Origin of the sequence: Kitasatospora sp. NPDC059146, from assembly GCF_042786665.1 — a bacterium.
GTDB lineage: Bacteria > Actinomycetota > Actinomycetes > Streptomycetales > Streptomycetaceae > Kitasatospora.
This window is the reverse complement of the sequence record NZ_JBHZCY010000072.1, coordinates 22,265-47,007: the sequence shown is the minus strand read 5'-3', so window position 1 is coordinate 47,007 and position 24,743 is coordinate 22,265. Positions and strand designations below refer to the sequence as shown.

Annotated in this window: 14 protein-coding genes and 1 pseudogene; 9 read left to right on the top strand and 6 right to left on the bottom strand. The window is 74.9% G+C overall.

Annotation, left to right across the window (positions count from 1 at the left end; translation table 11 throughout):
• Nucleotides 1-2 precede the first annotated feature (2 nt).
• Complete coding sequence (locus ACFXPX_RS27240) at nt 3-2,804, bottom strand: penicillin acylase family protein (RefSeq protein WP_380643798.1); 2,802 nt, start codon at nt 2,802-2,804, stop codon at nt 3-5.
• Between the two features lie 244 nt (nt 2,805-3,048).
• Here ACFXPX_RS27240 and ACFXPX_RS27235 point away from each other — a divergent pair, with 244 nt between their 5' ends.
• Nucleotides 3,049-4,110, top strand: coding sequence for an SUKH-4 family immunity protein (locus ACFXPX_RS27235; protein WP_380643795.1), 1,062 nt, complete (start codon nt 3,049-3,051; stop codon nt 4,108-4,110).
• A 20-nt stretch (nt 4,111-4,130) separates the two neighbouring features.
• On the top strand, nt 4,131-4,877 hold the full coding sequence (locus ACFXPX_RS27230; RefSeq protein WP_380595323.1) for a hypothetical protein: 747 nt from the start codon (nt 4,131-4,133) through the stop codon (nt 4,875-4,877).
• 83 nt (nt 4,878-4,960) lie between these two features.
• Here the strand turns inward: ACFXPX_RS27230 and ACFXPX_RS27225 are convergent, their stop codons facing one another.
• Entirely contained in the window at nt 4,961-5,974 is a 1,014-nt protein-coding gene (locus tag ACFXPX_RS27225; protein WP_380643793.1) for a zinc-binding dehydrogenase, read from the bottom strand.
• A gap of 101 nt (nt 5,975-6,075) precedes the next feature.
• On the opposite strand from ACFXPX_RS27225, the gene ACFXPX_RS27220 reads away from it, so the two are divergent.
• On the top strand, nt 6,076-6,795 hold the full coding sequence (locus tag ACFXPX_RS27220) for a TetR/AcrR family transcriptional regulator (RefSeq protein WP_380643791.1): 720 nt from the start codon (nt 6,076-6,078) through the stop codon (nt 6,793-6,795).
• A 40-nt stretch (nt 6,796-6,835) separates the two neighbouring features.
• Here the strand turns inward: ACFXPX_RS27220 and ACFXPX_RS27215 are convergent, their stop codons facing one another.
• Nucleotides 6,836-7,516 (bottom strand): macro domain-containing protein, encoded by a 681-nt coding sequence (locus ACFXPX_RS27215; protein ID WP_380643789.1) that lies wholly within the window; start codon nt 7,514-7,516, stop codon nt 6,836-6,838.
• Between the two features lie 255 nt (nt 7,517-7,771).
• On the opposite strand from ACFXPX_RS27215, the gene ACFXPX_RS27210 reads away from it, so the two are divergent.
• From ACFXPX_RS27210 to ACFXPX_RS27185, 6 genes and pseudogenes are all read left to right on the top strand, one after another.
• Nucleotides 7,772-9,466, top strand: coding sequence for an ADP-ribosyltransferase domain-containing protein (locus ACFXPX_RS27210; protein WP_380643787.1), 1,695 nt, complete (start codon nt 7,772-7,774; stop codon nt 9,464-9,466).
• A 689-nt stretch (nt 9,467-10,155) separates the two neighbouring features.
• Complete coding sequence (locus tag ACFXPX_RS27205; RefSeq protein WP_380643785.1) at nt 10,156-10,914, top strand: thioesterase II family protein; 759 nt, start codon at nt 10,156-10,158, stop codon at nt 10,912-10,914.
• 80 nt (nt 10,915-10,994) lie between these two features.
• Nucleotides 10,995-12,623, top strand: coding sequence for a condensation domain-containing protein (locus ACFXPX_RS27200; protein ID WP_380643783.1), 1,629 nt, complete (start codon nt 10,995-10,997; stop codon nt 12,621-12,623).
• Nucleotides 12,620-14,119: a lyase family protein gene (locus ACFXPX_RS27195; protein ID WP_380531851.1), complete on the top strand. Its 1,500-nt coding sequence runs from the start codon at nt 12,620-12,622 to the stop codon at nt 14,117-14,119. Before ACFXPX_RS27200 ends, ACFXPX_RS27195 begins: the two co-directional genes overlap by 4 nt.
• Entirely contained in the window at nt 14,116-15,108 is a 993-nt protein-coding gene (locus tag ACFXPX_RS27190; protein ID WP_380643781.1) for a kinase, read from the top strand. The genes ACFXPX_RS27195 and ACFXPX_RS27190 overlap by 4 nt, the downstream gene beginning before the upstream one ends.
• Nucleotides 15,098-17,344 (top strand): annotated as a pseudogene (locus ACFXPX_RS27185) (pyridoxal-phosphate dependent enzyme); the annotation flags it as partial. The gene ACFXPX_RS27190 and the pseudogene ACFXPX_RS27185, both read left to right, overlap by 11 nt.
• A gap of 143 nt (nt 17,345-17,487) precedes the next feature.
• Here the strand turns inward: ACFXPX_RS27185 and ACFXPX_RS27180 are convergent.
• From ACFXPX_RS27180 to ACFXPX_RS27170, 3 genes are all read right to left on the bottom strand, one after another.
• Complete coding sequence (locus tag ACFXPX_RS27180) at nt 17,488-22,650, bottom strand: amino acid adenylation domain-containing protein (protein WP_380643779.1); 5,163 nt, start codon at nt 22,648-22,650, stop codon at nt 17,488-17,490.
• A 65-nt stretch (nt 22,651-22,715) separates the two neighbouring features.
• A complete protein-coding gene (locus ACFXPX_RS27175; RefSeq protein WP_375890533.1) occupies nt 22,716-23,990 on the bottom strand; it encodes an MFS transporter in 1,275 nt (424 codons plus the stop codon).
• Nucleotides 23,987-24,739 carry a thioesterase II family protein gene (locus tag ACFXPX_RS27170; protein WP_380530108.1) on the bottom strand — a complete coding sequence of 251 codons (753 nt, stop codon included), beginning with the start codon at nt 24,737-24,739 and terminating at the stop codon, nt 23,987-23,989. Before ACFXPX_RS27170 ends, ACFXPX_RS27175 begins: the two co-directional genes overlap by 4 nt.
• Nucleotides 24,740-24,743 lie beyond the last annotated feature (4 nt).

Genomic DNA, 24,743 nt, shown 5'->3' with positions numbered 1-24,743 from the left:
GGTCAGCGGTGGGCGCTGAACTGCACCACCTGCTGGTAGGTCGGACGGTTCTGCCAGGTGGTCTTGGCGTCCGTCACCCCGCCCAGCGGGCGCTGGATGACGGTGTCGGCGCACCACTGGTCGCCCGCCGTGCAGTCCGCGTCGCCCGGGTAGACCTGGGCGGGGGTCTGGGCGGCGGCCTTGGCCAGGGTGGTCTGCAGCACGGTGCGGCAGGCCGCGAGGTCGCCCCCGCCGCAGAACGGGCGGGCCAGCGGGCCGGCGACCGGGTCGCCGAGGACGGCGCGCAGGTCCTTGTCCAGGTAGCTCCACCAGCCGTACTGGAAGGCCGAACCCTTGTGCGGGATGCCCTCGTTGGCGCTCACCGGGCCGCCGCCGGTCGCGCCGGTCTGGCCGCCGGAGGGCGACTCGTTGATCTGCAGGGCGCCGGTCAGCGCCGAGAACAGCTGGTCACCGAGCCCGGGCCGCATGACGCCGTCGGCGACCAGCGGCCACCAGGCGTCCATCACCCGGATCGCGGCCGCGTCCGCGTAGGCGTGACTGCCCGCCGAGGTCTCCTTGCGCTGGGCGCCGTCGGCGAGCCAGGCCTCCAGCTGCTGGAGCGCGGTGGCGGCGGCCGGGTCGGTGACCGGGGCGCTGCGCAGCACCCGGATCAGGTCGGGAAGGACGTCCTCGGCCCGCAGGTCGGCCAGGGCGGCGCTCTCCATGGCCTGGGTGAGGGTGACCCGGCTCGCCTTGCCGCCGCCCTGGAGCAGCGCCTTGACCCGGTCGTCGAGCAGGTTGGCGCGGTGCACCGAGCCGTTGCCGAAGCCGGCCGCCGTGAACCCGTCCGCCTGCTTGTTGTTCCAGGAGACGTAGTAGTCCTGGTTGACGGACTGCGGGTGCTCGGCCGGAGGGGTGTACCGGGCGGTGTTGGTGGCGGGGTCGAAGTCGGCCCACTCGTAGGCGGGTCGGGCGAGCACGGGCAGTCCGGCGTCCACCCCGGGGGCGCGCACCGGGTTGCTGCCGGAGTTGTAGTAGGCGATGTCGCGGGAGTCGGCGTAGAACCAGTTGAAGGTGTAGTTGATGTCCTGCGCGGCCCGCTGGAAGCTCGGCGCGTCGTGCACCGCGCCGGGGTCGTTCAACTCCTGGAAGCCGATGATGGAATCGGCCTCGTGGCGGTAGGTGGAGCGCAGCGAGGTGAAGGCGACGGGCGCCCCGCCGACGGTGCCGCGGGCCGTCACCAGGCCGTAGTTCGAGCGGTACATCACCAGGGTGTAGGAGCCCGCCGCGGTGGAGTCGCCGGTGGTCGGGCTCCAGGCGTCCTTGCGCTCCAGCCGGTCGAAGGGCAGGCACTGCCCGTGCCAGAGGTAGGAGTCGGCGGCGGTGGTGACCGGGGAGCCGTCGGTGGTGCAGAGCGGGACGGCGTAGGTGTCGGTGATGTCCTGCCCGGCCGAGGTGGCGCTCCAGGCGTAGTCCTGGCCGCGGCCGAGCTGCACGTAGAAGCTGAGGCCGGCGAAGGCCGCGCCGCGGGCGCTGATCCCGGGGCCCTGGATCTCCTCCAGCATCAGCAACTGCGGGGCGAAGTAGCCGGTCTGGGGGCCGAACACGGCGACCGGGTGGCCGTCGTCGGTGTGCGCGCCGGAGACCAGCAGGGCGTTGGACATGCCGTGCTTGGCGGTGAGCAGGTTGCCGGGCAGGACGCCGTCCGCCTTCGTGGTCGCGGAGTTCGCCGAGCCGGTGGCGTCGTAGACCACCTTCTCCGGCACCACCGAGCCCGGGTCCGGCAGGGCCTGGCCCTGCGGGGCGTCCGGCACCGTCGCGTACGGGAAGCTCTGGCCGTCGTGCAGGGTGCGGACGGCCTCCGGGTCGTCGGACTCGCGCAGCGACTTCCACAGCGCGTCCCCGGCGTCCTTGCCGTACCGGGCCTCGGCGGTCGACTTGACCTGGGCGGAGGCGAGTTCACCGCCGCCGCCGGCGCCGAACAGCGCGCCGACCACGGAGGCCAGGGCGACCAGGTCGGTCAGCTTGAACGGCTCGATCGAACCGGCGTTGGTGATCGGGTCGATGTGGCCGGTGAGGTCGTACTCGCCGGGGAAGGTCCGGGCGTTGTACGCCTGGCTCGCGTACTGGTTGATGCCGTCCAGGTACGCGTTGGCGTCCGCGAGTGCCTGGGTGGCCCGGCCGCCGCGGGCGGCGAGCGCGTCGATCTGCTGCTGCAGCTCGGCCTCGGTGTACGGCGCGGCCTGCCAGAAGCTCTGCTCCAGCTGCCGGTTGGCGGCCGCGCCGCCCGCGAAGCCGGACAGCTGGCCGCGGCCGACGTGCCGGAACAGGTCCATCACCCAGAGCCGGTCCTGTGCGGCCGCGTAGCCCGCGCCGAACTCGGTGCCGTAGCGGGTGGTGCCGCTGATGTGCGGGACGCCGGTGGCCTTGTCGCGCACGATCGTCACGTCCGCGCGCGGGCTGACGGTGCTGGCCACCTGGTCGGCGGGGACGCCGAAGGAGGCGTCGTTGAAGAAGTTCCGCAACCCGGCCTCGGTCAGCCCCGGGTAGCCGGAGGCCAGGGCCGAGTACGGGCCGAGCTGGTCGTCGGTGTGCGCCGGGCGGCTGCCGAACATCCGGTTGAGCAGGATCTCGGCGAGGGTGGCGTTGCCGTTCTCGCCGGGCGGGAGGATGTCGGTGCAGCGGCCGCCGCAGTAGTCGGGGGCGGCGGCGGCCGGGGTGGGGGAGGCGGTGGCGGGGGCGGTCAGGGCGGCGGTGACGAACAGGGCCGACGCGAGCGCGACGGCCGCGGACCGGAGGGGGTGGGGGCGTGTGCGTGGGGGCAAGGCGAGCTCCTCCGTCGAAGCCACGGGGAGTCGACGGTAGGGGCGCTACTGGCCGGTTGGCTAGTGGCGTGCATGCCATTTCGCCCGCGAGGTGCCGGAGTTGGGGGTGTCGGACGTCGGGTGTCGGGGGCCGGGCGAGGGGGCGGACGGCCTCCGGCGGGCCGGGGTGTCGGCGGGGTCGGTTAGGGTCGCTCGCGGTAGTGGGTGATCTTCCGGCGCGGGGCGGCGGGGCAAGGGGTGCGTGGTGGGGCGGGAGCTGCTGGCTGCTGGTGGGTCGTGCTGGGGGCGGGCGTACCTGGACCTCGGGGCCGCGGGGGAGGAGCCGCCGCGGGTGGTCGAGGGGTTCGCCCTGCTCGGGGAGGCGCGGTACGAGGGCTGGGAGGGGCCCGCGGCGGTGCTGCTGGACGGGGCGAGCGGGGAGGTGTTCCTCGGGCGGCCGGGGGACGACGGGGCGCTGCGGCGGGACCTGCTGGCCAGCAGCACGGCGTGTCTGCTGGCGCTGGCGCGGGTGGTCGAGGGGCTCGGCGGGGCAGCGGAGTACGGGCCCGCCGGAGTGGCCGAGGTCGTGGAGACCGGACGGCGGTTGCTGCGGGAGGCCGATCCGGAGCTGTACCGGCGGACGGGTGGCCGGCCCGCGCACTGGGAGGCGGCGGTGACGGTCCGTGCCCTGGCGTGGGGTGCCGGGCCGGGCGGGCCGGAGGAGTCGGCGTACGCCGTCACTCCGGCCCTGGTGGCGGACCTGGCGACGGCGGAGGGGGAGGGCGGCGTCCGTCGGTTCGGGGAGGACGAGCTGCCCGCGAACGTGACGCACGGTCCGACCCGGCGGCTGCTGACCGAGGTCGGCCTGCCGGTGTCCGGGCGGTGCGTGCTGGAGGTCGATGCCGAAGGGCCGCTGGAGGGTTACGAGCCCGAGGACGACGAGGAGGAGCCCTCGGAGCGGGCGTACCAGCGCGGGTTCCCGGTGCTCGGCGGGTGGATGTACGACTTCGACGTGCTGCTCGACGGCGCGACCGGGCGGGTCGAGCTCACCGATGTGTGGGGCGACGGCGGGACGGCCGCCTACCTGCACCGCGACCTCTCCGCGCTGCTGTACACGCTCTGGACCTTCCACCGGCTGCGCGCCGCGCGGGAGGAGGCGTACCGGGAGCGGAAGGAAGCCCCCTGGTCGGTCTTCGACCCGTGCGAGCTGTTCGACGGCGCGGCCGAGGAAGCGCTGCGCACGATCGATCCGGAGGCGTTCGCGAGCGAGGAGCACTTCTGGCCGATCCGGATCGACGACGGGCACATGGGCAGTCTGCTGGAGTAGCCGAATTGGCAGGTGGGAACGTGAGTGAGGGTGGGTCGGTGCGGACGCTGGTGGGGGTGGTGTGGCGGCAGAAGAAGCTGCTGCTCCTGTCGGGGGTCACGGTGGCGGTGACGGTCGGGGCGGCCGCGCTGCTGGTGTGGGCGGAGGTGCTGCTCGGGGGGAGCGTGGTGGTCGGGGCGGCCGGGCTGGTGGTGCTGTTGTTCCTGGTGACCTTCGGCAATGCGGCGATGCTGATCGCGGTCGATGACGCTCTGCGGGGGCGGGCGGTCGGGGTGTGGTCCAGTTGTGCGCGGGCGGCGGGGCGGTTGCCGGTCATCGCGGGCTGGGCGGTCGGCGGGGCCCTGACCATCCTGGTGGGAGCGGTGCTGCTGGTCGGGGCCAGCTGGGTGATGGTGGGCTACCTGGTGCTGCCGGCGATGGTGCTCGACGGTGTCGGGATCCGCGAGGCGCTGCGGAGGTCCCGGGAGGTGCACCGGCGTGAGGGCTGGACGAGTGTGCGGGGTTCGAGCTGGGTGGCCCTGCCGGTGGTGCTGACCTTGCTCCCGTCGCTGGTGGCCCTGGTCCTGGGCTTCACCGTGAAGGACCGGGTGCTCGGTGTGCTGTCGGTCGCGGGCGCGGCGGTGTGTCTGGGCGGTGGGTTGGCGGTGACGGCGAGTCTGTCCGGGGTGTTCCGGGTCCGCTACTACCGGGAGGCCATGGGGGGACCGGTCGAGGCCGTGCCGGTGCAGCCGGTGCAGCCGGTGTTGCACGTGTCGCCCGTGGAGTAGGACGCGTGCGGGCCGGCAGCCGCAGGGGCGGCTGCCGGCCCGGTGCCGTGCCCGGCTCAGTCGGGCAGGTGCGGGGGCGCCGGTCAGGGCTTGAGGACGAGGCGGATGGGGTTGCCTTCCTTGCGCTCCAGGGCCTGGACGGCGCGGGCGGCGTCGGCGAGCGGGAAGGTGCCGCTGACCGAGCGGGCGAAGTCGAGGCGGCCGCCGCGGACCAGGTCGACCAGGTCGATGACGTCCTGGCCGTCGGAGCCGTAGTGGCCGAGGATTTGCTGGCGCAGGTAGCTGACCATGGTGCCCTTGGTGATGGTCAGCGGCTTGTCGGTGAGGCCGACCAGGACCAGGCGGCCGCGTTCGCCGAGGGCGGCCACGGCCTGTTCGCGGACGGCGGCGACACCGGCGAAGTCGAAGGCGGCGGCGAGGGGACGGCCGGCGGTGGCCGTGCGCAGGCGGTCGGCGAATCGGGGGTCGGTGGGGTCGAGGGCGGCGTCGGCGCCGAAGGCGAGGGCGCGCTCGCGGGCGGCGGGGAGCGGGTCGACGGCGACGATCGGGAAGGCGCCGATGGCGCGCAGCAGTTGGACGCCGTGGGCGCCGAGTCCGCCGACGCCCCAGACGCCGACCGGCTCGGCGGGTCGGACGGCGCCGGTGCCGGTGATGGCGGCCCAGGGGGTGGAGACCGCGTCGGGGATGAAGCAGGCCTGCTCGAAGGGGAGTTCGTCGGGTATCGGGATGAGCGTGGTGGCGGTGGCGAGGGCGTACTCGGCCCAGCCGCCGTCGTAGTCCACGCCGCGGGTGTGCACCCGGCCGTTGCGGGTCTCGCCGGCCTGGAGCAGCACCCGGTCGCCGACGGCGGCGGTGGTGACGCCCTCGCCGAGGGTGTGCACGGTGCCCGCGACCTCGTGGCCGAGGGTGACCTTGTCCCCGTCGAGGAGGAAGGGCTTGAGGGTGCCGTCGATGAGGTGGACGTCGGAGAGGCAGACGCCCGCGGCCTCGACCTTGATCAGCACCTCGCCCGGGCCGGGGGTCGGGACGGGCACCTCCTCGACGGCGAACGCGCCCTTGGTGACGTCGAGGCGGCCGGCGAGCATCGTGGCGGTCATCGGGACTTCCCTTCTGCCGGGGGTGGCGGGGCCGGGGGAGTGCTCCGTCATCCCAAACTTGCTTGTTAGCCAACAAGCAAGTTCAACCCTAGCATGGTGCCATGCCCACGCACGATGACCCGGCCACCCGCGCGACCGCTCCGCAGGGGCCCCCGCCCCGCCGCACCCAGGCCGAACGGCGCGCCCACGCCGAGGCGGCGCTGATCGCCGCCGCCGCCCGGCTGATCGCCGAGCACGGCAGCACCGGGGTCACCCTGGCCAGGGTGGGGGAGGAGGCGGGTTTCAGCCGGGGCCTGGCCACCCACTACTTCGGCTCCAAGGCCGCGCTGCTCGCCCGGCTGCAGGAGGAGGCGCTGGCCGAGGCGATGGCGGCGGCCGCGCCCGAGCGCAGTGGCGCCGGGGCGGTGGAGGAGCTGTGCCGCTTCGCCCGGGGCGTGCTGGAGGGCGTGCGGCACCCGACCGACCTGGGCCGGGCCTTCGTGGTGCTGGGGGCCGAGGCGCTGGCGGGCACCTCCGAACTGACGCCGGCGGTGGCGGAGCTGGACGCCCGGACGCGCGGCTGGGTGGCGGACGTGGTCGGCCAGGGCCTGGCGGACGGGGAGCTGCGGGCCGGGGCGGGCGCAGGGGCGGGCGCAGGGGTGGAGGTCGGAGCCGGGGTCGGTCCCGGCGCAGGGGTGGATGCCGGGGCCTTCGCGTTCGCCTTCGTGGGACTGCTCAAGGGGCTGGTGGTGCAGGCGGCGGCCGCGCCGGAGGCCTTCGACGTGGCGACGGCGACGGTGGAGGCGGAGCGCTGGATCCGCTTGGCGCTCGGCGCGGCCTGAGGGCCGGCGGGGCTTCCGACGGAACTGCCGGCGGAACGGACTACCGCCCGGAGCGGCTGCGGGCCGGGGGCGTCGCGATGCGGACCCGGGTGGTGGCAGGCGCCTGCTCCAGGTCGTCCAGCTGGGCGAGGATGGTGGCGCGCAGCTCGTCGTCGTCCTCGAACCGGTGGTCCTGGAAGAGGGTGTAGCCCGTCCACATCAGGTTGGCGCACACCCGGGCCGGCACCCGCCCGGTCTGCGCGCCCATGCCGACCAGGGCCACCGACCGGATGCTCTCCGGCACGAGCAGGTTCTGCCGGTGGACGGCCTGGAAGGCGGCGGCGCAGGCGAGGGCGACGTTCAAGGTCTCGCTCACGTTCTGCGAGGAGGTCTGCATCGTGGGCGCCGAGATCAGGAACTTCGGGTTGACCGCACCGGAGGGCACGCAGACCGCGCTGCCCACCGGCAGCGTGCCCGCGTGGGCGCTGCGTATCCTCCGCTGCACCTTCAGCTGGATGCCCGCCCCCAGGTGGCGCTTGATCGCGGCGTCCGCCCCGCCGTCCATCCGGCCCTTGGAATTGGTCGGGCTGACCCAGGCGTCGACCTGCTCGGTGAGGATCGAGCCCTGCCGGATCTCGATGCCGGGGGTGTCGGCGAAGGCGGCCCGCCAGGACTCGACCACCGAGGCGTTGAGGTCCGTCAGTACCACCCTGAGCGGGGACTGCGCGCGGTCCGTCGTCATGCGGCAACTCCTTTCGTACGGGGAGGGGTTCTCCCTGTCGTTCTCCGTGTCGTTCTCCCGGTCGAATCCGACGCTAGCGGGTGCCACTGACAATCCGTCCGGGGCCGTTCGGGCAGGTGGAGCGCCGGGTGGACCGTCGGGTGGAGCGGCGGGTCGGAATGTCGGTGCGGGCTGTTAGGAAGGTGTCGTCCGCCGGAGAGCTGACGGACCGTCATTCGACGCCTTTCCGTGACCCGACCAGCCCGGAGTACCACCATGAGCGCTGCCGACACCTCCGCCACCGACCAGCCCGGAACGAACGACCCGAACGACCCGTTGGCCCTCGCGGAGCTGTTCCGGGGCGGCGGCGAGCCGTGGCTGCCGGTGCTCAAGCCGGTGATCGAGGCGCAGCCCGGTGCGGCCTCGTTCATCGGCCCGGAGCGCGGGTCGGAGGTCGTGCCGGTCCGCGAGCTGACCTTCCAGGCGCTCAAGCCGCACGCCCCGCACCGGTGGAAAGTGGTGGTCTTCGGGCAGAACCCGTACCCGCGCCCGGAGAGCGCCACCGGCATCGCGATGTTCGACAACGCCTTCCACGACTGGAAGGACAGCCAGTTCGGCCGGGTGATCAGCATTCGCTGCATCATCAAGGCCGCGGCGATGTGGAAGTACGGCATACCCAAGAAGACGCCGATCGCGGACATCCGCGCGCTGTTGAAGAAGGAGGAGACGGTCCAGCCGCCGGAGTGGTTCCAGGCGATGCTGACCCAGGGCGTGCTGCTGCTGAACGCGGCGCTGACCGCCAGTGCGGACGGCGCGATGGGCCCGGAGCAGCACACCGGGTTCTGGCGGCCGGTGGCCGAGCGGATCGTGGAGGAGATCCTGCGGGCCAAGCAGCAGGCGGGGGAGGAGGACCGGGGGGTGGTCTTCGCCTGGTGGGGTGCGCACGCGCGCAGCTTGAAGAGCGTGGTGCAGCGGTTGGAGAAGAAGTACCCGGGGGTCGAGGTCCGGCACATCGACCACGCCAACCCGGCGGCCCAGGGCGACATCTTCTGCGACAACGACCACTTCGCCGCGGTGAACGCCGCGCTCGCCTCGCTCGGCGCGGACGGGATCGACTGGCTGCCGAGCAAGGGCTGGGACGCCGCCGCGGCCGCGGCCGGGGGCGCCGACGGCGGTGTCGCCGAGCGGATGGGCGCCTTCATCGCGTCCACCATGGAGCTGCACCAGCTGTACCTGGACCGGCTCGCCGGGGTGAAGGACGAGGGTCTCGATCTCCCGGCCATCAGCGGGGTGTTCGACACGCCGCTGATGGACTTCCGGGAGGCGGTGGCCCCGGTGGCCGAGCTGCTGCGCGGGCTGGACCGGCACGTCACGTCGTCGCACGAGTTCGGCAGGCGGCGGGCGGACGAATGGGCGGCGGAGCACGCGGCCGGGCAGGTGGCCGGTCGGGCGGACGGGCGCGGGGGCCCGGGGGTGCCCGACGGGCTGTCCGCGGACGCGATCGCCGCGCTGTACCTGTACACCTGTGAGTCGGCGTTCTACCGGGAGATCAACGCGGTGCTGCGCTCCCCGGACCGGGCCCGGCTGGTGCCGTACCTGCCGTACCTGCGGCTGCTGTTCGGGGCGGTGTCGCAGCTGCCGGTGCGGACGGAGCCGCTCTGGCGCGGGGTGGCCCTGGACCTGCGCAAGCAGTACCCGCTGGGGCGGACGGTGACGTGGTGGGGGGTGTCCTCCTGCACCTCCGAGCCGGGCGTGGCGAAGTCCTTCCTGGGCAGCCGGGGCAAGCGGACGCTGTTCGAGGTGCGGCCGCTGCGCGCCACGGGCATCCAGCGGTTCTCGGCGTTCACGGGGGAGGAGGAGTACATCCTGCTGCCCGGCACCCAGTTGGAGGTCACGGACGTGCAGGTTCAGCGCGGCGGGCTGTGCACCGTGACGCTGACCGAGGTCGCGGGGGCGCCGCTGGTGTCCTGAGCCCGTGGCCCGGACGCCCCGGACGCCCCGGACGCCCCGGACGCCCCGGACGCCCCGGACAACCCGGACGGCCCCGACAGCCCGGCGCGCCAACGCCCGTTCGCCGAGCGGCCGTCCGGGCGGTCGGGTTCGTGGGGCCACCGCCCCGGCGGCGGGGGGCCCCCCCCCGGCCCGGGGCGCCCCCCCCCCCCGGGCGCCCCCCCGCCGGTGCGCCGCGGGGCGGGGGGGGGGGGGGGGTGGGGGCCCCCCCCCCCGGCACGGCGGGGGCCCTCGCCCGGTCCGGTCCGGCCCCCGCGCGGTCGGCGCCCGCCCGCCGCCGGGCCGTGCCGTACGGGGCGCCGCCGGATAAGCCAATGGGAGTTCCCCGCGAGTTGCACCCCGATTCCCGGGCGCGGTGGGCGGGTTGTCGAATCGACCCATTCGGGAGGGGGCGCTGCCGCCCGCTGGCCGGTTATCGCCAACTATTGAGCGTGCTCACTCAGCTGAGGTACAGTCATCAGCGGTTGATCGGCACACTATTCATCATCCTCGATGGCAGAACCGACCAGGCGGCACGACCGGCCTCCGCAGAGCGGCGATCCAGTGACGGATCGAATGAGTTCTGACATCTTTTCCAGAAAGGCCGCTTCGGAGACCATGGACTTTCCGGACGACCTCGGGCCAAAAGCCGGACTTCCTGGATGGCGCCCGTGAACGGCCAGATACTCCCCGACAAATGGTTCGTTTCCCGAGAATTGCGTCCGGAGGCGCCGGTCAGGCTCGTCTGCTTCCCCTATGCGGGCGGCGCCACGTCCATCTACGCCCGCTGGCCGGCCGCGCTCGGCCCCGAGGTCGAGGTCGCCGCGCTGGCCCTGCCGGGCCGGGAGCGCCGCCTCGGTGAGCCCGCGGCCGTCGACGTGGAGCGGATCGCCGAGGCCGTCGCGGCCACCGCCGACCGCCCGTACGCGCTGTTCGGCCACTCGATGGGCGGCCTGCTGGCCTTCGAGGTGGTCCGGTGGCTGCGCCGGTCCGGGGCCGAACTGCCCGTCCACCTCTTCGTGTCGGGCTGCCCGCGGCCCGACCTGCCGCGGGGCGACGACATCTTCGACGGCCTGTCGGCGCTGCCGGACGACGCCATGCTCCAGCGGCTGGTGCGCGGCGGTGGCCTGCCCGCCTTCGTGCTGGACGAGCCGGAACTGCTGGAACTCGTCCTGCCCGTCTGCCGGGCCGACTTCGGCTGGTTGGACGCCTACGACTGCGGTGACGAACCGCCGGTGCCGGTACCGATCACCGCCTTCGTCGGCAACGAGGACGCCTCGGCCCGGCCCGAGGACGCGGCCGGCTGGGCCGCGCACACCACCGGACCGTTCGCCCGACACGTCCTGCCGGGCGGTCACTTCTTCCTCGACGACAACCTGGACGCGATCAGCCGGGCCGTTCGTGCCGGGATCGGGAGCCCCGTGGCGTGACGCCGCGGGCCCCGGCAGGGGGCCCCGAGACAGGCAGGCCCCAGTCCGCGACGGTTGGAACGACGAGGTCAGGAACTGCGATGGCGGATGGAACCACCGGGTCGGCCGGGCCCGGGGCGGAGGGGGCGCGGATCGCCCGGGCGGCCCACGGCCAGGAACTGGTCTGGCGGACCGGCCGGCGCTCCGGGGGCCTGCTGCTCCAGCACGTGGCCGACACCTTCCGGTTGGACGCCGCGGTCGACGAGGAGCAGGTCCGTTCGGCGCTGGCCGCGCTGACCGCCCGGCACACCGCGCTGCGGACCTCGGTACGGGTGCTGGACGGCGAGCTGCGGCAGGTGGTCCACCCGGGGATCGACCTGCCGGTGGAGTTCACCGACCTCAGCGGTCCGGACGACGGCAAGCGCGCCGAGCGGCTCGCCGAGATCGCCGACCAGGCTGCCGTGCTGCCCTTCGACCCGGCCCGGGCGCCGCTGTGGCGGGCCGTCGCCGTCCGGCTCGGTGAGGCGGACTGGGCGGTGGTCCTGGTCGCCCACCAACTGGTCTGCGACCCGGCCTCGTTGTTCCTGCTGAACGCCGAACTCGCCGAACTGTGCGCCGCCGAGGAGCAGGGCCGGGCCCCGGTGCTGCCGGACCGGCTGCTGGACTTCGCCGACCACGCGGACCGGCAGCACGGGCGGGACCGGTACGAGCGGGCGCGCCGGCGCGGGCGGGACCGGCGGTACGACCAGGACCGGCAGTACGAACGGGACCGGCCGGAACCCCACGCGGACACGGCCGAGTTCTGGCGCTCCCGGCTGGCCGGACGGCCGTCCGGGCACGGCCTCCCGCTGGACCGGCCCCGCCCGGCCGTCCGCGCCTTCGCGGGCGCCGAGGTCCGCGCCGAGTTCCCGTCCGGCCTGGCGGCCGCGCTGCGGGCGGGCGCCCGCCGGCTCGGCGGGTCGCCGGCCCCGGTGCTGCTGGCCGGTTACGCGGCGCTGCTGCACCACCGCTCCGGCCGGACCGACCATCTGATCGGCGTGCCCGTCTCGGGCCGGCGCGGCCCCGAGACGCTGTCGCTGGTCGGGGCGCTGGCCGGCCAGGTGGTGCTGCGGCTGGACACCTCCGGCGACCCGTCCTTCGCCGCGCTGGTGGAGCGCGTCCGGGACGTCGCCTCGGCCGCCTGGCAGCACCAGGAGCTGCCCGTCGCGGAGTTGGCGGACCTGGCGGACCTGGAGGACCTGCAGGACGTCGCGGAGCAGGCGGAGCCGTCCGCCGGGCAGCCGCCGGGCGCGCCCGTCCACCAGCTGGCGTTCACCCTCGCCGAGGGCGAGCTCGGCGCCCCCTGCGGGTACGCCGAGGACGACCTGCTGCTCGAAGTGGCCGACCGCGCCGCCCGGTTGGTGTACGACACCGAGCTGTTCGCCCCCGCCACCGCGCGCGCCCTGCTCGACGACTACCTGGCGCTGCTCGCCGCCGGTCTCGCCGAGCCGGCCGCCCCGCTGTCCGGCCTGCCCGCGGCCGCCGCCGACCGGACACCTGCTGCCCGCCCGGCACCCGCCACCGGCCCGGCACCTGCCACCGGTCGGACCCCCGCCGCCCGCCCGGCACCCGGCGCGGGCGGGGACGGCCGGGCCGAGAGTTTCCCCACCGGCAGCCCCGGACCGGCCGGGCCGGAGGGTCCGGGCGAGGGCCGGTCCGCCCCATCGGTTCTTCTGAGGAGCACGCAATGACGGTGACCGGTCGGATCGTCGGCATCCCGAGCGAGGTGTGGCACGAGGAGGTGCTGGCACCCCAGTTCGCCTACGAGGCCGAGCACCTGCTGCGGCACTACGTGGCGATCGAGAAGGTGCTGCTGCTGGAGTACCGGCGGATGGAGCTGGTCGACGGCCCCGGCACCGCCGCGATCGCCGCCCGCCTGGACACCGTCGACCAGGACGGCATCCGGGCGAACCCGAGCGAGAACATGTCGGACATCTCCTTCGCCCTGGAACGGCACGTCGCGGCCGGCCCGGTCCCGCCGTTCGCCGCCTGGCACGCCGACCGCAGCCGCAACGACCTCCAGGTCTGCGCCCAGCTGCTCTCCGCCCGCGAGCAGGTCCGGGCGCTGGCCGCCGACCTGCTGGCCTTCGACGCGGCCGTCCGGGCGCTCGCCGCAGGCGCCGTCGAGGTGCCGATGCCCGGCTACACCCACGCCCAGGCCGCCCAGGTGATCAGCCCCGGCTTCTACCTGGCCGCGCTGTCCAGCGAGACGCTGACCGCCGTGCGCCGACTGCTGGCCGCGTACGACGAGATCGACGCCTGCCCGCTGGGCGCGGGCAGCATGGCCGGGCAGGAACTCGACTGGGACCGCTCCCGGATGGCCGGGCTGCTCGGCTTCGCCCGGCCCCAGCCGCACGCCCTGGTCGCCGTCGCCTCGCGCGGCTGGGCGCTGGCGATCGCGGCCGAGGCGGCGAACTTCGCCGTCGCGCTGAGCCGCTTCACCACCGACCTGATGGCCTGGGGCGGCAGCGCCCACGGCTTCCTCGACCTCCCGGACGAGCTGTCCGGGATCTCCGCCGCGATGCCGCAGAAGAAGAACTTCCCCGTGCTGGAGCGGATCCGCGGCCGCTGCGCGCTGGTCGCGGGCAGCGCGGCCGAACTGGCGGCGGCCCAGCGCAACACCCCGTACACCAACACCGTCGAGGTGTCCAAGGAGGCCGGCGCCCACCTGCGGGTGCAGACCGAGGCGCTGCGCTCGACCCTGCGGCTGGCGCACGCCGTGGTCACCGGGCTGGTGTTCCGCACCGACCGGATGCGGGCGGCCTGCGAGGGCGAGTTCCTCGGCGGCTTCACCCTGGCCAACCGGCTGACCCTGGACGAGGGCGTGCCCTGGCGGACGGCGCAGATCATCGCCGGGCGCTACATCAAGGCCGCGCTGGACAAGGGCCTGGCCCCGGCCGACGGGGACGCGGCGCTGCTGGCGGCGGTCGCGGAGGAGGCCGGGCACCGGCTGGCCGGGCCGCAGGCGCTGCTGGCGGCCTCGCTGAGCGTCGAGGCGGGCCTGCGGGCCAAGACCTCGGTCGGCTCGACCCACCCCGACCAGGTCCGCGCCACCCTCGCCGAACTCGACGCCGAGCAGGAGCGGTTGACCGAGTGCTGGGCGGAGCGGGCCGCGGTCGCGGGGGCGGCCGCGGACGAGGTCACGGCGCTGCTCGCGGCCCCGGCGGACTCCCCGGCGCAGCGGTGACCCCGCCCTCCGCCGCGCGCCCGGCCCCGGCGGCGGCCCCGTCCGCCGGCGCCGTCCCGCCGCCGCGCCGGCCGTCCTTCGCCTCCCCCCGCCCCGGCGTCGACCTGCGCACCGGCTCGGCCCGCGCCTTCGGCACCTTCGGCGAGCTGCTCCAGGGCGCCCTGCCCGGCGGCCAGGAGTTCCTGGTGACGCTGCCGGTGGACCGCTGGGCGCGGGCCCGCTTCCGGCTCGACCCGGGCGGCCCGCTGCGGGTGTTCCCCTCGCACAAGACCAAGACCCGGCGGGTGGCCGAGGCGATGCTCGCGGCCTGCGGGCGCCCGGCCGGCGGGGTGCTGCTGCTGGACGGCGACCTGCCGGTGGGCAAGGGCATGGCCAGCTCCTCGGCCGACCTGGTGGCCACCGTGCGGGCGGTCGGCGCCGCGGTGGGCCTGGACACCTCGCCCGCCGAGGTGGAGCGCTGGCTGCGCCCGATCGAGCCGACCGACGGGGTGATGCACCCCGAGGTGGTGGCCTTCGAGCACCGCGAGGTGCGGCTGCGCGAGCGCCTGGGCGGCCTGCCGGAGGCGACCGTGGTCGCGGTGGACGAGGGCGGGCTGCTGGACACGGTGGCGTTCAACCGGGTGCCGAAGGTGTTCTCCCCGGCGCAGCGCGCCGAGTACGCGGAGCTGCTGGCGGAGCTGGGTGCGGCGCTGCGGGCCGGGGACCTCGCGCGGGTGGGGGCGGTGACCACCCGCAGCGCGGTGCTGAACCAGCGCCTGGCGCCCAAGCGCAACCTGGACGCGGTGCTGGCGATCGCCGAACGGGTCGGCGCCGCCGGGGTGGTGTGCGCGCACAGCGGCACCCTGCTGGGCGTCCTGCTGGACGAGAACGACGCCGACCACGGGCCCCGGCTCGCCGCCGCCCTCGCGGCCTGTTCGACCCTGCCCGGCACCACCACCACGGTCCGGGCCCTCACCCTTCAGGACATGGAGCTTGCTGATGCGGCATGAATCGATCGTCGACGCCATCGGCCACACGCCACTGGTCCGGCTGCGGGTGCCCGCGCCGGAGGGCGTCGAGGTGTACGCGAAGCTGGAGCTGGCGAACACCTTCGCGATGAAGGACCGGGTGGCCCGGCAGGTCGTCACCGAGGCCCGCCGCTCCGGGGCCCTGCGGCCCGGGGCGCCGATCGTGGAGAGCTCCTCGGGGACGATGGCGCTCGGCCTGGCGCTGGTGGGCACCCACCTCGGGCACCCGGTGCACATCGTCACCGACCCGCGGATCGACCCGATCACCCTGGCCAAGCTGCGCACCCTGGGCTGCGAGGTGCACGTGGTGTCGGCGATGGGCGACCAGGGCTGGCAGTCGGCCCGGCTGGACCTGCTGGCCGAGCTGATGACCGGTCTGCCGGGCGCGTTCTGGCCGCAGCAGTACTCCAACCCGCAGAACCCGGCGGCCTACCGGGGCCTGGCCGAGGAGCTGGTGGACGACCTCGGCACGGTGGACGTGGTGGTGGGCTCGGTGGGCAGCGGCGGTTCGCTGTGCGGGACGTCCCGGGCCCTGCTGGAACGTTTCCCCGAGCTGACGGTGGTCGGCGTGGACGCCGTCGGCAGCGTGCTGTTCGGCCAGCCCGACGTACCGACCCGGCGCCAGTCCGGCCTCGGCAACAGCCTCTACCCGGACAACATCGACTACCGGCTGATCGACGAGGTGCACTGGCTCTCCGACGACGAAGCCTTCGACGCGACCCGGGCGCTGGCCCGGGAGCAGAAGATCTTCGCCGGGAACACCTCCGGCTCGGTCTACCGGGTGCTGACCCACCTGGCGGCGCACGCCGCGCCCGGCACCAAGCTGGTCGGCATCATGCCGGACCGCGGCGACCGCTACGTGGAGACGGTGTACGCCGCCGACGCCGTGGTGTCCGGCACCGCCGCGGAGGCCGGCGCCGACCGGACCCCCGTGATCGCCACCGAGCCCACCCCCGTCCGCTACGGCGAGATGGTCAGCACCTGGTCGTACGCGCGGATCTCCCGCCGGGAGCGCCCGCTGCTGTTCTTCGTGGAGTCCAACACCACCGGCACCGGCATGCTCGCGCTGACCACGGCCGTGCGGCTCGGCCTGGAGCCGGTGCTGTTCGTGGTGGACCCGGCCCGCTACCAGGGCCTGGCCGAGACCGGCGCCCGGGTGGTGGTCTGCGACACCGACGACCCGGAGGCGCTGCGCAAGGCCGCCGAGGTGGCCGCCGGCGACCGCGAGGTGGCGGGCGTGACCACGACCAGCGAGTACTACCTGGTCCAGTCGGCCGCACTGGCCGAGGGGCTGGGCGTGGCGGCCAACCCGGCGGCGGCGCTGGCCGCCTGCCGGGACAAGTCGGAGACCCGGCGCACCCTGCTGGCGCACGGGGTGCGCCAGCCCCGGTTCGCCGAGGTGCGCGACCCGGCCGAGGTCGAGGCGGCGGTCGCGGCGGTGGGCCTGCCCTGCGTGGTGAAGCCGGTGGACGAGTCCGGCTCGCACGAGGTGCTCTGGTGCGAGGACGTCGCCACCGTCGCCGAGCAGGCCCGCAAGCTGCTGGCCGTCACCCGCAACGTGCGCGGCCAGGCCAGCGCCGGGACGGTGCTGGTGGAGGAGTACCTGACCGGGCCGGAGTTCAGCGCCGAGATGTTCCGGGCGGACGGCGGGACCTCCTGCGTCGGCATCACCCAGCGCACCGTCAGCGAGCTGCCGTACTTCGTGGAGACCGGGCACCTGTTCCCGGCGGTGCTGCCCGAGGAGACGGCGGCGGCGATGGCCGACACCGCCCGGCGCGCCCTGGAGGCGGTCGGCCTGGAGCGCGGCCCGGCGCATGTCGAACTGCGGCTGACCGCCGACGGGCCGGCCGTGATCGAGATCAACGCCCGGCTGGCCGGCGGCATGATCCCGGAGCTGATCCGGCCCGCGACCGGCATCGACCTGCTGGACCAGCAGATCCGGGCCGCCGCCGGGCTGCCGTTGAACCTGACCCCGGAACGGTCCCGTTCGGCCGGGATCCGGTTCCTGATCGCCGCCGGGGAGGGCCGGCTGACGGCCGTCGAGGGCGTCGAGCGGGCGGCCGCGGTCGCCGGGGTGGAGCGGGTCACCGTGACGGCGGCCGCCGGGCGCGCGGTGCGGCCGGTCCGCGAGGCGTACGACCGGCTGGGGCACGTGATCGCGGTCGGGGACGGTCCCGAGGAGGTGGGCGAGGCGCTGGACGCCGCGCTGGCCGAGCTGACGGTCGTGGTCGCGCCCCAGTCGCGGCAGTACCAGTCGGCGGCGTCCCCGGAATCGGCTTACGCGGCGTCGGCGTACTCGTACTCGGCTTACGAGGGTGGGCCGGCGGACCGCACAGCGCCCGCGGGCCCTCCCGTCGTGGTTCAGGCCCCGGGCGTGGGCCGCGGGCCCGGGCGGCGCCGGCGCACCACGGCCGGCTCCTCGGCGGCGTCCGGCTTCGGCGTCCGGTCGACCAGGGCCGCCAGCGCCGCGATCGTCGGGTGCTCGAAGCAGGCGCTCAGCGGCAGTTCGACCCCGAGGTCGCGGTGGATCTCGGCGAGCATCCGGATCGCCGCCAGCGAGTGGCCGCCGAGGACGAAGAAGTCGTCCTCGATCCCGATCCGCCCGGTCTCGAACAGCTGCTGCCAGATCGCGGCCAGCGCCCGTTCGGTGGCGGTGCCCGGCGGGGTGCGGTGGCCCTCGGCGCCCTCCTCCGGCGGGACCCGCAGCGCCTTGCGGTCGGTCTTGCCGGAGGGCAGCGTGGGCATCGCGCCGAGCACCACGAACCGGGCCGGCGTCAGGGCCCGGGGCAGCGAGCGGGTGCAGTGCGCCCGCAGTTCGGCCGGGGTGGGCCGGGCGGCCGGGTCGGCCGGGTCCGCCGGGGAGACGAAGGCGACCAGACGCGGCCCGGAGACCGCCGAACGGTCCACCACCACGGCCGCGTTGGCGACCTTGCGGTGCGCCCCGAGGACGGACTCGATCTCGCCGAGCTCGATCCGCACCCCGCGGATCTTCACCTGCCCGTCGCCGCGGCCCAGGTAGTGCAGCTCGCCGTCGGCCGTCCACCGGGCCAGGTCGCCGGTGCGGTACATCCGCTCGCCGGGCGCGCCGTACGGGCAGGGCAGGAAGCGGTCCGCGGTGAGGTCGGGGCGGCCCAGGTAGCCGCGGGCCAGGCTCGCCCCGGCGAGGTACAGCTCGCCGGTGACGCCCGGCGGGACGGGGCGCAGCGCCGCGTCCAGGACGAACAGCCGGGAGTCGGTGATCGGTTCGCCGAGCGGCGGCGCGGCCTGCGGGCGCAGCGGGCCGGACAGGGTGCCGAGCACGGTGGTCTCGGTCGGCCCGTAGGCGTTGTGCAGCCGGTGCTCGCGCCCCCACTGGGCCACCAGCTCGGGGCCGATCGCCTCGCCGCCGCTGACGATCGCGCGCAGCGCGGGGTAGTCGCGGGCGGGCAGGGCGGCCAGCGCCGTCGGGGTCAGCACGGCGTGGCTGATCCGCCGCTGTCCGAGCAGGACGGCCAGCTCCTCGCCGAGCACCGGGTGCGGGGGCGCCACCACCAGGACGGCCCGGGAGCGGAAGGCCATCAGGAGTTCCATCACGTACATGTCGAAGGTGGGGGACACCTGCTGGAGCATCCGGGGCTGCTCGCCGCCCGCCGCCGCGGCGGCCGTCTCGGGCAGCAGGACGGCGCGGTGCAGCTGCTCGGCGAGCGGGGCCAGCCCGGCGTGGGTGACCACGACGCCCTTGGGCTGCCCGGTGGACCCGGAGGTGTACAGCACGTACGCGGCGTTCGCCGGGTGCACCGGGGTGGTGGCCGGGCGCTCGCCGGAGCGCTCGCCGAGCGCGTCCAGCAGGTCGGGGTCGTCCAGCAGCAGGGCCGGCGGGGCGTCGGCCGGCAGTGCGGCGGCGCCGTCCTCGTCGGTGACCACCAGCGCGGCCCCGGCGTTCGCGAGGATGAAGGACAGCCGCTCGACCGGGAACCGGACGTCCAGCGGCAGGAAGGCGCCGCCCGCCTTGGCGACGGCCAGCACGGCGAGCACCAGCTCCCCGCTGCGGGGCAGCGCGAGGGCGACGGTGCTCTCCGGTCCGACGCCGCGGGCGAGCAGTTCGGCGGCCAGCCGGTTGGCCTGCTCGTCCAGCTCGGCGTAGCTCAGGGTGAGGTCGTCGGTCTCCAGCGCGGGGGCGTCCGGCGCGGCCGCCACCGCCTGCTCGAACAGCTCGGCGAAGGTGGCCGCGCCGGGCCCGGGCAGGCCGGTGCTCCAGTTGCCGAGGACGGCCTCGCGCTCGCCGGGGAGCAGCAGCTCCCAGTGCGAGAGCGGCAGGTCGGGCTGCGCGGTGGCGGTCTCCAGGGCGAGCAGCAGCCGCTGGGCCAGGGCGGCCCCGGCGGCCTCGTCGAAGAGGTCGGCGCTGACCGTGAGCACGCCGCCGATGGTCGCGCGGGCGCGGTCCTCGGTCAGTTCCACGGTGATGTCGAACGGGGTGGCGGGGGTGCCGAGGTCGAAGGGCTCGGTGGGCAGTCCGCCGAGCGCCGGGACCGGCTCGGGCTCGCCGTTGAGGCTGGCCATCACCTGGAACAGCGGGTTGCGGCCGTGCCGGCGGGGCGGGTTGAGGGCGGTGACGATCTCGTCGAAGGGCAGGTCCATGTGGTCGTGCGCGGCCAGGTTGGTCTCCCGCACCCGGGCGATCAGGGTGCGGAAGCTCGGGTCGCCGGAGGTGTCGGCGCGCAGCACGGCGGTGTTGATGAAGCAGCCGATCAGGTCGTCCAGCGCCTGGTCGGAGCGCCCCGCGGTGGGGGTGCCGAGCGGGATGTCGGTGCCGGCGCCGAGGCGGGTGAGCATCGCGGCGAGCGCGGCCTGGAGCACGATGAAGACGCTGGCGCCGTGCTCGTGGGCGGCGGCGGTGATCCGCCGGTACAGCTCGGGGCCGGCCTCCACCCGGGTGGGCAGGCCGCGGAAGGTCGGCGCGGCCGGGCGCGGGCGCGCCCCGGGCAGGGCGAGCTCCTCGGGGAGCCCGGCCAGGGTCTTGGTCCAGAACTCCAGGCTCCGGCCGAAGGGGCTGCCCGGGTCCTCGGCCCGGCCCAGCTGCTGCGCCTGCCAGAGGGCGAAGTCGGCGTACTGGATCGGGAGTTCGTGCCAGCCGGGGGCCCGGCCGGCGGCCCGGGCGGTGTAGGCGGTGGCCAGGTCGCGGCAGAGCGGGGCGAGCGAGAGGCCGTCGCAGGCGATGTGGTGGACGTCCACCAGCAGCACGTGGGAGCGCGGGCCGGTGCTGAACACGTGCAGCCGCAGCGGGACTTCGGTGGTCAGGTCGAACGGGGTCTCCAGGGCGTCCCGCAGGGCCTGCTGGAGGCCGTTCGGGTGGATGGCGCTCGCCCGGACCACCTCGGCGACGGCCTCGGGCGGCTGCACCGACTGGCGCGGCGCGCCCGCGTCGGCGGGGAAGACCGTCCGCAGGATCTCGTGCCGGCGGCCGAGGTCCGCGGCGGCGGCGGCGAGCACGGCGAGGTCCAGCTCGCCCTCGATCCGCACCGCCAACGGCATGTGGTAGAAGGCCTGTTGCTGCCCCAGTCGGTTGACGATCCAGATCCCGCGCTGGGCCATCGAAAGCGGCAGCAGCTCGGGCCGGGGCCCGGTGGCGGCCGGGATCGCACTGCGGGCGGAGGTCTCGGCGGGGGCGGCGGCGGCCTCGTCCAGCAGCTTGGCCAGGTCGGCGAGGACCGGGGTCTTGAGGACGTGGCGGACGGACAGCTTGACCGACCACTGCCGGCGGATCCGGGCGACCAGCCGGGTGGCCAGGAGCGAGTCCCCGCCGTCGCGCAGGAAGTCGGTGTCCCGGCCGACCTGCTCGGTGCCCAGCAGCCGGGACCAGATCGCGGCCAGCGCCCGCTCGGTGGCGGTCGCGGGGGCGGCGGAGCCGTCGGTGGCCGGCCGGGCGCCCGCGGCCCGCTGCGGCGCCTCGACGGCGTCCTCGATCCGGCCGTCGGCCAGCACCCGGGCCCGGCGCCCGCTCGGCTCACCGGCCAGCAGCAGCTCGCCGTACACCCCGGTGGGCGCCCGGTTGCCGTAGCGGTCGCGGACCTCCGCCTCGGCGCCGTCCGCCTCGGTGGGGCCGTGGGCGCTCAGCGCCACCGCGCCGACGCTCGCCGCGCCCTCGGCCAGGAAGGCCTCCAGCAGGACCAGGTAGTCGGCGGCGAGCCGCTCCACCGTCTCCCGCTCGAACAGGTCGGTGGCGTAGTCGAAGGTAAAGCCGACCTCGTCCGCGGTGTAGCTCACCGCGAGCTCCAGGTCGAACTTGGCGGAGTCGTTGCGCATCTCGACGATCTCCACCGCCAGGCCCGGCAGCTGCGGCGGCGGCACCACCTGGTTGACGCTGCACATCACCTGGAACACCGGGTTGCGGGACGGGTCCCGGACCACGCCGAGCGCCTCCACCACCCGGTCGAACGGCACGTTCTGGTTCGACAGCGCCTCCGCCGCCACCGTCCGCACCTGGCCGAGCAGTTGGCGCAGGGTCGGATCGCCGGCGAGGTCCACCGGCACGGCCAGGGTGTTGGCGAAGTAGCCGATCACCGGCTCCCACTCGGCCTGCGGCCGGTTGGCCACCGGCACCCCGACGACCACCCGCTCCTCGCCGTTGTAGCGGTGCAGCAGCGCGGCGAGCACCGTCACCGCGGTGGCGAACAGCGAGGCCTCGTGCCCGGCGCCCCAGGCGGCCAGCCGCCGCTGGAGGTCGGCCGGGACGGGCACCGTGACGCTGGCGCCCTCGCCGCTGAGCAGCACCGGCCTCGGCAGGTCGGCCGGGATCCCGGCCTCCTCCGGCAGCCGGGCCAACTGCTCGCGCCAGAAGGCCAGCTGGCCGCGGTAGAGCTCCACCGTGGCCGGCTCGGCCTCCCAGGCCGAGTAGTCGGCGTAGCGCACCGGCAGCGGCGCCAGGCCGGCCGCCGGGCCGCCGACCCGTTCGGTGTAGCAGGCGCCCAGCTCCCGGAAGAACAGCCCCTCCGACCAGCCGTCGGTGATCGCGTGGTGCATGGTGACGGCGAGGTGGTGGACCGGCGCCGCCCCTTCCGCACCGGAGCGGATCAGCTTCGCCCGGAACAGCGGCCGGCCGGCCAGGGCGAACGGGAGCCGGCTCTCCTCCTCGATCAGCGCGACCACGGCCGGCTCGCCGAGCTCGGTCAGGTCCCGCTGCTCCCACGGCAGTTCGTCCGGATCGAGGAGCAGCTGGAAGACCTCGTCCTCGTCGCCGGCGAAGGTGGTGCGCAGCCCCTCGTGCCGGGCCACCAGGTCGCCGACGGCCAGCCGCAGCGCCCCGGTGTCGAGCTCGCCGACCAGCCGGAGCCGGAACGGGACGTTGTAGGTGCTGTTGGGGCCGTTCAGCTGCTCCAGGAACCAGAGCCGCTTCTGCGCCAGCGACGCGGGCTCCCGCCCGTCGCCCTGGCGGGGGGCCGGGACGGCGGCGGTCGCGGGGGCGGCGGCGGAGCCCGCCTCCTCCACCAGCGCCTGGGCGAAGACGGCGTCCAGCGTGGCGCGGCCGACCGCGTCGGTGTCGTTCACGAGACTTCCTGGCCTTCCTGGTCGTGGGGGCGTACGGGTGCCGGGCACTGCGGTCCGACGAGGGGTCAGGCGGCGGCGGGGGCCGGGGCGGGGAGCTCGGTGGGGATGCCGGTGGCCCTGCGGACCGGGGAGAGCGCCAGCAGGACGGCGGCGATGCCGATGCCGCCGGCGCAGACCACGATCGCCCACTGGGTGCCCAGCCAGGTGCCGAGCCCGCCGCCGGCCATGGCGCCGAACGGCGTGCCGGCCATCACGATCATCCGGGTGGAGGCGTTCATCCGGCCCTGCATGGCGTCCGGGGTGATCGCCGAGCGGTAGCTGCGGATGTTGACGGCGCTGGCGATCACCAGCACGGCGTAGGCGACCTGGACGAACATCAGCATCGCGAAGGCGACGGCGGTGGGCATCACCGTCGCGGCGGGGATGACCAGTTCGACGCCGGTCATCGCCACGGTGCACCAGACCACCATCCGGCCGAAGGGCAGCAGCTTGCCCAGCCGGGCCGCGAACAGGGCGCCCATCAGCGAGCCCACGCCGGTGCCGGCCAGCAGTGCGCCGACCAGGATGCCGGGCAGGTCCAGGGTGCGGGTGATGAACACCAGGAACACCGGGTCGATCGCGATGGCGGAGAAGTTGATCAGGAAGGTGACCAGCACCAGGGTGCGCAGGGTCGCGTTGCCGAAGATGAAGGAGAGGCCCTCGCCGATCTCCTTCCACATCGAGGACGGCGGGCCGTCGGCCGGGCGCTCCGGCACCGGCTCCTTCTTGCGGATGCGCAGGGTGCAGGCCGCCGCCAGCCCGAAGGCGAAGACGTTGACCATGATGACCACCGGGCCGGTGAGCAGCTGCACCAGCAGGCCGCCGAAGGTCCGGCCGCCGATGTTGGAGACCGAACTGCTCATCTCCAGCTTGCTGTTGCCCTCGACCAGGTCCTCGCGCTCGACCAGGGCGGGCAGGATGGAGGCGTTGCCGATGTCCGAGACGGTGCTGCAGGCGCCGGTGCCGAACACCACCACCAGCAGCAGCGGGACGCTCAGCAGGTCCGCCCAGGACAGCAGCGGGACGGAGAGCAGGATCAGCGAGCGGACGGCGTCCGCCGCCACGATGATCATCTTCTTCGGCCGCCGGTCCAGCCAGACCCCGACGAACAGGCTGATCAGCAGGTAGGGCAGGAACTCGGTGGCCAGCAGCAGGCCCATCTGGAACACCGAGGCGCCCAGGCTGACCGCGGCGATCAGCGGGACGGCCACCGCCACCATGTTGGTGCCCAGCATGGAGAGCGTCTGGCCGGCCCAGAGTCTGCGGAAGTCCGCGTGGTCCCACAGTCCGTTGAGCTTCATGCCGCGGGTCCTTCCGAGGTCATCGCGCGGCCCATCAGGTCCAGCAGCGGTTGCGGGGCGGCGAGGAAGGCGTGGTGGCCGCCGTCCAGGAGGTGCGCGTGGTGCCGGGCCGCCGGGACGTACCGGCTCCAGCCGCCGAGCTGTTCCGGGCGGATCTCCACGTCGTGCTGCCAGCCGACCGCGTGCACGGCGCAGCCGAGCGGCTCGGGGGCGTCCAGCCGGTAGCGGCGCTGGGCGGCGAGGTCCTCCTCCAGCACGTCCAGGGCCACGTCGAGGAAGTCCGGGTCCATCCTGGTCCCGGCCGCCTCGGCGAGGACGTTCAGCTCGACCGCGAGGTCGTCCCGCTCCAGCCACAGCCAGCGGCCGAACGGGTCCTCGTCGGGGGCGAGTTGGGAGGACATGAAGAGCGCGGTCAGCTCCTTGCCGTGGACCCGCTCCAGTTCGAGCGCGGTGGCGAAGGCGGAGAGCGCGCCGCCGCAGTGCCCGAAGAAGCCGGTCGGGCGGTCCACCAGCGGGGCCAGCGCCGCGGCGGCGGCGGTGGCCAGGTTCTGGTAGGTGACCGGGTGCGGCTCGCGCAGGCGGTTCTCCCGCGCGGGCAGCTGCACCAGGCACACCTCGACCTCGCCGATCCGCTCGGGCCAGGCGCGGTACATCGACGCGCCGGTGCCCGAGTACGGGAAGAGGAAGATCCGTGCCGGGGCGTCCTCGGATGGGGGGCGGAACAGCCATTTGCCCGCGTCGGTCTGCATGGCG

What these genes read in the sequence shown, in the direction of transcription:
- ACFXPX_RS27220 (WP_380643791.1), top strand. Translation starts at nt 6,076, where the DNA reads ATGCCCACGCACGATGACCCGGCCACCCGCGCGACCGCTCCGCAGGGG.
- ACFXPX_RS27195 (WP_380531851.1), top strand. Translation starts at nt 12,620, where the DNA reads ATGACGGTGACCGGTCGGATCGTCGGCATCCCGAGCGAGGTGTGGCAC.
- ACFXPX_RS27170 (WP_380530108.1), bottom strand. Translation starts at nt 24,739, where the DNA reads ATGCAGACCGACGCGGGCAAATGGCTGTTCCGCCCCCCATCCGAGGAC.
- ACFXPX_RS27225 (WP_380643793.1), bottom strand. Translation starts at nt 5,974, where the DNA reads ATGACCGCCACGATGCTCGCCGGCCGCCTCGACGTCACCAAGGGCGCG.
- ACFXPX_RS27175 (WP_375890533.1), bottom strand. Translation starts at nt 23,990, where the DNA reads ATGAAGCTCAACGGACTGTGGGACCACGCGGACTTCCGCAGACTCTGG.
- ACFXPX_RS27200 (WP_380643783.1), top strand. Translation starts at nt 10,995, where the DNA reads ATGGCGGATGGAACCACCGGGTCGGCCGGGCCCGGGGCGGAGGGGGCG.
- ACFXPX_RS27215 (WP_380643789.1), bottom strand. Translation starts at nt 7,516, where the DNA reads ATGACGACGGACCGCGCGCAGTCCCCGCTCAGGGTGGTACTGACGGAC.
- ACFXPX_RS27210 (WP_380643787.1), top strand. Translation starts at nt 7,772, where the DNA reads ATGAGCGCTGCCGACACCTCCGCCACCGACCAGCCCGGAACGAACGAC.